The 7814-nt window shown below is 53.1% G+C and carries 10 protein-coding genes and 1 pseudogene; 7 read left to right on the forward strand and 4 right to left on the reverse strand.

Annotation, left to right across the window (positions count from 1 at the left end; translation table 11 throughout):
• Together RTY00_RS15360 and RTY00_RS15365 are read right to left on the reverse strand one after the other, a co-directional pair.
• A pseudogene (locus RTY00_RS15360) lies at positions 1-173 on the reverse strand (adenine phosphoribosyltransferase); the annotation flags it as partial.
• Between the two features lie 155 nt (positions 174-328).
• Positions 329-706 carry a DUF454 family protein gene (locus RTY00_RS15365; RefSeq protein ID WP_312665030.1) on the reverse strand — a complete coding sequence of 126 codons (378 nt, stop codon included), beginning with the start codon at positions 704-706 and terminating at the stop codon, positions 329-331.
• Between the two features lie 57 nt (positions 707-763).
• Between RTY00_RS15365 and RTY00_RS15370 the strand changes: the two genes are divergently transcribed.
• From RTY00_RS15370 to rsmS, 3 genes are all read left to right on the forward strand, one after another.
• Positions 764-1276 carry a primosomal replication protein gene (locus tag RTY00_RS15370; protein ID WP_312665031.1) on the forward strand — a complete coding sequence of 171 codons (513 nt, stop codon included), beginning with the start codon at positions 764-766 and terminating at the stop codon, positions 1274-1276.
• A 201-nt stretch (positions 1277-1477) separates the two neighbouring features.
• Positions 1478-1723, forward strand: coding sequence for a hypothetical protein (locus RTY00_RS15375; protein WP_312665032.1), 246 nt, complete (start codon positions 1478-1480; stop codon positions 1721-1723).
• A gap of 8 nt (positions 1724-1731) precedes the next feature.
• Positions 1732-1887 (forward strand): pleiotropic regulatory protein RsmS, encoded by a 156-nt coding sequence (gene rsmS / locus RTY00_RS15380; RefSeq protein ID WP_008103886.1) that lies wholly within the window; start codon positions 1732-1734, stop codon positions 1885-1887.
• On the opposite strand, the gene acrR is transcribed toward rsmS, so the two are convergent.
• Positions 1884-2525 (reverse strand): multidrug efflux transporter transcriptional repressor AcrR, encoded by a 642-nt coding sequence (gene acrR / locus RTY00_RS15385; protein WP_008103887.1) that lies wholly within the window; start codon positions 2523-2525, stop codon positions 1884-1886. The two genes, rsmS and acrR, sit on opposite strands and share 4 nt — an antisense overlap.
• 142 nt (positions 2526-2667) lie before the next feature.
• Here acrR and RTY00_RS15390 point away from each other — a divergent pair, with 142 nt between their 5' ends.
• From RTY00_RS15390 to ykgO, 4 genes are all read left to right on the forward strand, one after another.
• Positions 2668-3858 carry an efflux RND transporter periplasmic adaptor subunit gene (locus RTY00_RS15390; RefSeq protein WP_061717445.1) on the forward strand — a complete coding sequence of 397 codons (1191 nt, stop codon included), beginning with the start codon at positions 2668-2670 and terminating at the stop codon, positions 3856-3858.
• A gap of 16 nt (positions 3859-3874) precedes the next feature.
• A complete protein-coding gene (locus RTY00_RS15395) occupies positions 3875-7024 on the forward strand; it encodes a multidrug efflux RND transporter permease subunit AcrB (protein ID WP_008103890.1) in 3150 nt (1049 codons plus the stop codon).
• A 149-nt stretch (positions 7025-7173) separates the two neighbouring features.
• Positions 7174-7431, forward strand: a complete 258-nt coding sequence (locus tag RTY00_RS15400; protein WP_008103892.1) for a type B 50S ribosomal protein L31 — start codon at positions 7174-7176, stop codon at positions 7429-7431.
• A 15-nt stretch (positions 7432-7446) separates the two neighbouring features.
• Positions 7447-7587 carry a type B 50S ribosomal protein L36 gene (gene ykgO / locus RTY00_RS15405; protein ID WP_008103894.1) on the forward strand — a complete coding sequence of 47 codons (141 nt, stop codon included), beginning with the start codon at positions 7447-7449 and terminating at the stop codon, positions 7585-7587.
• 44 nt (positions 7588-7631) lie between these two features.
• Here ykgO and RTY00_RS15410 read toward each other — a convergent pair.
• Positions 7632-7814 (reverse strand): metal ABC transporter solute-binding protein, Zn/Mn family (locus tag RTY00_RS15410; RefSeq protein ID WP_312665033.1); only part of this gene is annotated, 183 nt, incomplete at its 5' end.

Here is a 7814-nt window from a genome sequence, read left to right on the forward strand (position 1 = left end):
GTGATGCCTTTGTTACGATAACGCTCAACCAGAATGGCGATCGACGCGGCATACGCCTGCGGATCTTCCATCAGACTGGTTACGTCACGGAACAGAATGCCCGGCTTCGGATAGTCAGGAATGCTTTTAATGCTGTTTTTGATGAGTTCAAGCTGCTGCGCAGTTGCGGTCATAAATGTTACGCCTGGAGAAAATATCTAATACGCGCAGCTTCTCTAGCGCCAAACCCCGGAAACCGGGTTAAGCGAAGTCGTTTATAAGGGAAGCCACGCACGAAGATGCCCAAATCTATGCAAATACCCGGCTAAATGCAACCCTCACGCTACTGTTATGGCGGGCTGACATCCTCGGCGACGACCGGAATGCGCCACATGAAAAGCAGCAGCATGCACAGCATCGCGCCTAACAGAATGCGTACCCACAGCAGGTTCACCAGATAAATCGAGATCGAAAAGGTAATCACAATCAGCAACATGGCGCGAATCTTGGCGCCAGGCGGCATGGCACGATGCTGCTGCCAGTGACGAATGTAGCGGCCAAACGGCGATTTCCACAGCAGCCAATGGTGGAAACGCGGCGACGAGCGGGCAAAACACCAGGCCGCCAGCAACACAAATGGCGTCGTAGGTAATAAAGGTAATACAATGCCCAGCGTACCTAGCACAATCGCCAGCCAGCCAAGGCTCAGTAGTAAAATGCGCTGCATGCCTGATGCCTGAATGAGTCAAAACAGCGTTACGTTAACACAGTCGGAAACAGAGTGATGCCCCAAGCGCCCGCACAGCAGCGTCTCCACGCCATGTTAGATCTACTGCGCCAGAAGATTGCGCAGCAGCCGGATGGTGCCTGTCGTCAGCCGCGCTTTGATTCCCAACTGTTTCGCACCAGCGGCACGCGTCTGGCAGATTATCTGCGCGAACTGGAAGGCAATATTACGCAGTTAACCGCAGCCGATACCGATGTGGCGCGTCGTCAATGGTTGGCGGAGAAAGTGTTGGATCAGATTGCCGCCTTGCAGCGCGAATGCCAAAGCCAACAGCTGCGGGTTAAGCGCGAGCGGCCACGCGTCGATGCACGCCAGACCAAACGTGAAGAGTATCAAGGCTACGAAAAGCGCTTACTGGCGATGATTCAACAGCGCGAACAGCATCTGGCGCGCGCCGAAACCCTTAGCGTTCAGCAGCAGTTGATTCGTGAAGTCGATCAGCTGCAGGAGCGTCTGGCACGCTGCCGCGCCGCCATCTACAAACTTGAGTTGCCGTCAATGCCACGCTAAACGCGTAATGCTCGTCAGTTAAGCATCTTTCGGTCACCATAAATGGCGACCCTACAATGGATTAGCGCGTTTTTGCGTAGGGTGCGCATTCATGCGCACCTGCATACATATACAAATTAATGCCTAACTGAGCGGTACTACATCCTAAACGCGGCGCTTTTTCCTCTATACTCAGTGCGCTGAGAAAGAGGAGAAAAAATCATGACGCTGGTTTTTTGGATTGTAATGGGTTTAGCGGCAGGCTGGCTTAAGCGGGTGATTTTTCCCGGTCGTCCGGGAGGATTTATGCCGACGCTGGTGCTGGCGGTCATTGGCGCGCTGATTGGCGGCTATATCGCTACCTATTTCACCACCGGTGATCTGGCCGCCTTGCATCCAGCCGGTTTCGCCAGCGCGCTGCTGGGCGCACTGTTAATGCTGCTGGTCGCGGCGAAATTACGTATTTAGGAGAAACAATGTCACTGGACAGCGCACCCGACGAAATCAAGCTTGCCGTCGATCTGATTCAACTGCTTGAAGAGAATAATGTTCCCACCGCCACCGTGCTGGCCGCGCTGGCAATTGTTCAGCGGGATTATCAACAAAAGAAAGCGGCGGAAGATGCTGCTTAACGTGGCCCGGTGGTAAGTGTTGGACTAAGGCGCAACATATCCAAAAATGCATCCACCAGCTGCGGCGCATCGGCAGCCAAATCATAAGCCTGCGGATTGAATAACCAGTTTTCCATCATGCCGTTGATGTAGCCGCACATCAGGCGCGCAGACTGGCGCGTGTTGATGTTGTTGGGCAACTGACCGACCTCAATACACTCTTTCAACACCACTTCAATGCGGTCGTAACACTCCAGCAGTAAGCTTTGGCGCATATCCTGTAACGTCGACATTTCGCCAACAAACTCACACTTATGAAAGATAATCTCCATTAATGCGCGTCTTTGCGGATCCTTTGCTGTGGCGTCAAGGATATAGATCAACATTGAACGTACAACAGAAAGTGGATCACCCGGGTATTTTGTCTGATACTCAAGTTCCACATCGTCCAGCCCAGCGTCACAACGTAGCCAGATTTCATGCAAGAGATCGGCTTTGTTTTTGAAATGCCAGTAGATAGCCCCGCGCGTGACGCCGGCCGCTGTTGCGATATCCGCCAGAGACGTGGCGGCCACACCATGTTCGGAAAAGTGTGCTAATGCGGCGTCAAGAATTTGATGCCGTGTTTCAAGAGCTTGCGCTTTGGTTTTTCGTGCCATGCTGGGCTTTTTTTACAAACTTGTAAGTTTACATACATTTGTGAATGTATGTACCATAGCACGACCCGTGTTTTAACGCAGCAATGGGTTTATCGGTTTGTGATCCATTGATCATTTGATATCGGACACTAGAGGTTTATTTATGAATAAAAACAGAGGATTAGCGCCTCTGGCGGCCGTCCTGATGCTTTCAGGCAGCTTTTTGTTAACAGGATGTGATGATAATAAATCCCAGCAAGCCGCCCAGCAGCAGCCCCCAGAAGTGGGTGTTGTGACGTTAAAAAACGAACCATTGCAAATTACCACTGAGCTGCCGGGCCGTACCTCGGCTTTCCGCGTTGCGGAAGTTCGCCCTCAGGTGTCAGGTATTATTCTCAAACGTAATTTTGTTGAAGGTAGTGATGTAAAAGCCGGTCAGTCGCTGTATCAGATCGATCCTGCCACCTATCAGGCGGCATACGATAGCGCTAAAGCGGATTTAGCCCAGGCGGAAGCCAATGCTCGCGTCGCGCAGTTAACCATCACGCGCTACAAGCCGCTGCTGGGTACCAAGTACATCAGTCAGCAGGACTATGACACCGCCGCAGGCACAGCAGCCCAAACTGCTGCAGCCGCACAGGCTGCGCGTGCCAATGTCGAAACCGCACGCATCAATCTGGCATATACCAAAGTGACCTCGCCAATCAGCGGTCGTATTGGTAAATCGTCAGTCACCGAAGGTGCGCTGGTTTCGAGTGGGCAAACCACCGCGCTGGCCACCGTGCAACAGCTCGATCCTATGTATGTCGACGTGACCCAATCCAGTGATGAATTCCTGCGTTTGCGCGCAGAACTGGAATCCGGTCAGCTGAAACAGAACGACGGTAAGGCCAACGTCACCTTGCTGATGCAAAACGGTAACGCATACCCGCAAACAGGCACATTGGAATTCTCTGATGTGAGCGTGGATGAAACCACCGGTTCAATCACGCTGCGCGCCATCTTCCCGAATCCGGACAATCGCCTGCTGCCAGGTATGTTTGTTCGCGCACGTCTGGATGAAGGCACCAATCCAACCGCATTGCTGGTACCGCAACAGGGCGTAACACGTACCCCAACCGGTCAGGCAACGGCGATGGTAGTGGGCGCGGATAATAAAGTGGAATCTCGTAATATCACCGCTAATCAGGCATTTGGTGACAAATGGCTGGTAACGGAAGGTCTTAAAGCAGGCGATCGGGTGATCACCACCGGTATCCAGCGTGCCAAACCGGGTGCGCAGGTGACGCCACAAGAAGTCTCCGATGATGCCAAAGCAGCACCAGAATCACCGTCTGCTAAATCATCGTCATAACAGGAGCCACTGATACATGGCTAAGTTCTTTATTGATCGCCCCATTTTTGCGTGGGTGCTCGCCATCATCATCATGTTGGTTGGTGTGCTATCGATTATCAGCCTGCCGATTGAGCAATATCCCAATGTTGCGCCGCCGGCAGTTGAAATCCAGGCGACCTATCCGGGTGCTGATGCGAAAACGCTGCAAGATTCGGTGACTCAGGTCATCGAGCAAAACATGAACGGTATCGATGGCCTGATGTATATGTCATCGAGCAGTGATTCGTCGGGCACATTGACGCTGACGCTGACCTTCCAATCCGGTACTGACGCAGATATCGCGCAGGTTCAGGTGCAGAACAAACTGCAGCTGGCTACGCCGTTACTGCCACAAGAAGTGCAGCAACAGGGGATTCAGGTTAAGAAATCCTCCAGCAGCTTCCTGATGGTGGCAGGTTTCGTCAGCGATAACGACAACATGACGCAGAACGATATTTCTGACTATGTTGCTTCGAACATCAAAGATCCGGTCAGCCGTATGCCGGGGGTTGGTGATACGCAGGTGTTTGGTGCGCAGTATGCGATGCGTATCTGGCTGGACCCACACAAGCTGAATAACTACTCACTAACGCCAGTGGATGTCATCAGCGCATTGAAAGTCCAGAACACCCAAATCGCCGCTGGCCAGTTGGGAGGTACGCCACCTGTACCTGGTCAACAGCTTAATGCCTCGATCATTGCGCAAACCCGTCTGACTTCAACAGATGAGTTCGGCAAGATCTTGCTGAAAGTGAATCAGGATGGTTCCCAAGTGCGCCTGCGTGACGTGGCGAAGATTGAACTCGGTGGTGAAAACTACGAGATCATCGCGCGTTATAACGGTAAGCCAGCTTCTGGTATCGGTATCAAACTGGCAACTGGCGCTAACGCGCTGGATACCGCCGATGCGGTAAAAGCTGAACTGGCGAAACTGCAGCCGTTCTTCCCGGCAGGCATGAAAACGGTTTATCCGTACGACACCACGCCGTTCGTGAAAATTTCGATTTTCGAAGTGGTGAAAACGCTGTTTGAAGCGATCGTGCTGGTGTTCCTGGTGATGTATCTGTTCCTGCAAAACTTCCGTGCGACCTTGATTCCAACCATCGCCGTACCGGTAGTCTTGCTGGGTACTTTCGCCGTCATCAGCGCCTTTGGTTACTCGATAAACACCCTAACGATGTTCGGGATGGTGCTTGCCATCGGCCTGTTAGTGGATGACGCCATCGTGGTGGTCGAGAACGTTGAACGTGTTATGGCTGAAGAGGGTTTACCGCCGAAAGAAGCCACCAAACGTTCGATGGAGCAGATTCAGGGCGCGTTGGTGGGTATCGCGTTGGTGCTATCAGCGGTATTTATTCCGATGGCATTCTTCGGCGGTTCAACCGGCGTCATCTATCGCCAGTTCTCGATCACCATCGTTTCGGCGATGGCGCTCTCGGTGCTGGTGGCGTTGATTCTGACTCCAGCGCTTTGTGCCACCTTGCTGAAGCCGGTGGAAAAAGGCACCCATGGTAAAACTACCGGCTTCTTTGGTTGGTTTAACCGCGTGTTCGATAAGAGCACCAACCACTATGTTGATAGTGTGGGCCACATCGTTCGCAGCACCGGTCGTTACCTGCTGATTTATCTGGTAATCGTCGTCGGCATGGCCTACCTGTTCATAAAACTGCCTACCTCATTCCTGCCGGAAGAGGATCAGGGGCTGTTACTGGCTCAGGCGCAGTTGCCAGCGGGTGCAACCCAGGAACGTACCCAGAAAGTACTGGATCAGGTTACTGACTACTTCCTGAATAAAGAGAAAGACAGCGTGAATTCGGTGTTTACCGTTAACGGCTTCGGCTTTGCCGGTCGTGGACAGAACACCGGTATCGCGTTCGTCAGCCTCAAGCCGTGGGATGAGCGTGGCGATGCCAGCCTGAAAGTGCCTGCGATTGCCGGTCGTGCCATGCAGGCGCTCGGTCAAATCAAAGATGCAATGGTGTTCCCGTTCAACCTGCCAGCGATTATCGAATTGGGTAACGCCACCGGCTTCGACTTCATGCTGACCGATCAGGGCAACCTGGGCCACGAGAAGCTGACTGCCGCGCGTAATCAGCTGTTTGGCATGATCGCCCAGCATCCGGATACGCTGGTGGGCGTGCGTCCAAACGGTATGGAAGATACGCCACAGTACAAACTGATTATCGATCAGGAAAAAGCGCAGGCGCTGGGTGTGTCGCTGTCAGACATCAACACCACGCTGGGCGCCGCATGGGGCGGTTCTTACGTCAACGACTTCATCGACCGCGGTCGCGTGAAGAAAGTGTACGTAATGGGCCAGGCTGATTCACGTATGTTGCCGGACGATATCAGTAAGTGGTTCGTGCGCAACAGCGGCGGCACTATGGTTCCGTTCTCCGCCTTCTCTTCGGCGAAGTGGCAGTACGGCTCGCCACGTCTGGAGCGTTACAACGGCTTGCCATCAATGGAGATTCTCGGCCAGGCTGCACCAGGCAAGAGCTCCGGTGATGCCATGAACCTGATGGAACAGCTGGCAGGAAAACTGCCTGCGGGAATCGGTTACGACTGGACCGGCATGTCCTATCAGGAACGCTTGTCAGGTAACCAGGCACCGGCGCTGTACGCTATCTCGCTGATTGTGGTGTTCCTGTGTCTGGCCGCGCTGTATGAGAGCTGGTCGATTCCGTTCTCAGTGATGTTGGTGGTACCGCTGGGTGTGGTCGGCGCACTGATCTTCACCACTGCGCGTGGCTTGAGTAACGACGTCTACTTCGTGGTGGGCTTGTTGACCACCATAGGATTGTCGGCGAAGAACGCCATCCTGATTGTCGAATTCGCCAAGGATTTGATGGAGAAGGAAGGCAAAGGGCTGGTTGAGTCAACGCTGGAAGCATCCCGTATGCGTCTGCGTCCGATTCTGATGACCTCGCTCGCCTTTATCCTCGGCGTAATGCCGCTGGCAATCAGCACCGGTGCGGGCTCTGGCGCGCAGAATGCGGTAGGTACTGGCGTAATGGGCGGAATGGTCACAGCGACCGCGCTGGCTATCTTCTTCGTTCCGGTGTTCTTCGTGGTGGTACGTCGTCGCTTCAGTAAGAACAAAGGTGACCTCGAACAAGGTCATCCGGTAGAGCACAAACACTAAGTTCTACCCTTCCCTAAAAGGCCGCTGATGCGGCCTTTTTTATTGCTGCTTCTCTGCCCCGCCAAAATCCCTGCGTTTTCCACGGTTGCAATCAGCCACTCTCGGGTTCATAATATTGTTATAGTATAACATTACATAACGAGGTTACTATGAAACCGAATATCCATCCCCTTTATCGCCCAGTGGTGTTCCACGACACCTCGGCCAACGAATACTTCAAAGTCGGCTCAACCATCAAAACCGAGCGCACCATTGAGTTTGAAGGTGAAGTGCTGCCGTATGTCACGCTGGATGTCTCGTCAAAATCCCACGTGTTCTACACCGGCAAGCAGAAAGATTTCGCCAAAGAAGGCAGCACCGCGCGCTTCAACCAGCGTTTTGGCAGCTTCCTGTCGCGCAACAAGTAACGCTGGAGAGAAGAGATGCAGGTATTGAGTTCATTGCGCTCTGCAAAGACGCGCCATAAAGATTGCAAAGTCGTGCGTCGTAAAGGTCGCATTTATGTGATTTGCAAAACCAATCCGCGCTTTAAGGCGGTTCAGGGAAGAAAGAAAAAAAGGTAGGAAAGTGTCGTGATAATTGGCCGGGATGCTCCCCGGCCTTTTTTTTACTTCATACTATGCAGAATGGCGTCCACATTGTGTTTGAACGCAGCAACATAGGTCGCTGCCGGGCCATTCGCTTCCGACAGCGCTTCAGGATAAAGTTCCCCGCCCGGCTGTGCGCCGGTTTCGCTGGCAATCTGTTTTACCAGACGCGGATCGGTTTGATTCTCCATGAAGTAAGTTTT

Source organism: Pantoea sp. CTOTU49201 (assembly GCF_032054795.1).
Taxonomy (GTDB): domain Bacteria; phylum Pseudomonadota; class Gammaproteobacteria; order Enterobacterales; family Enterobacteriaceae; genus Pantoea; species Pantoea symbiotica.

Coding starts and splice junctions, on each gene's coding strand:
- RTY00_RS15365 (WP_312665030.1), bottom strand. CDS start 706: ATGCAGCGCATTTTACTACTGAGCCTTGGCTGGCTGGCGATTGTGCTA.
- RTY00_RS15370 (WP_312665031.1), top strand. CDS start 764: ATGCCCCAAGCGCCCGCACAGCAGCGTCTCCACGCCATGTTAGATCTA.
- RTY00_RS15375 (WP_312665032.1), top strand. CDS start 1,478: ATGACGCTGGTTTTTTGGATTGTAATGGGTTTAGCGGCAGGCTGGCTT.
- rsmS (WP_008103886.1), top strand. CDS start 1,732: ATGTCACTGGACAGCGCACCCGACGAAATCAAGCTTGCCGTCGATCTG.
- acrR (WP_008103887.1), bottom strand. CDS start 2,525: ATGGCACGAAAAACCAAAGCGCAAGCTCTTGAAACACGGCATCAAATT.
- RTY00_RS15390 (WP_061717445.1), top strand. CDS start 2,668: ATGAATAAAAACAGAGGATTAGCGCCTCTGGCGGCCGTCCTGATGCTT.
- RTY00_RS15395 (WP_008103890.1), top strand. CDS start 3,875: ATGGCTAAGTTCTTTATTGATCGCCCCATTTTTGCGTGGGTGCTCGCC.
- RTY00_RS15400 (WP_008103892.1), top strand. CDS start 7,174: ATGAAACCGAATATCCATCCCCTTTATCGCCCAGTGGTGTTCCACGAC.
- ykgO (WP_008103894.1), top strand. CDS start 7,447: ATGCAGGTATTGAGTTCATTGCGCTCTGCAAAGACGCGCCATAAAGAT.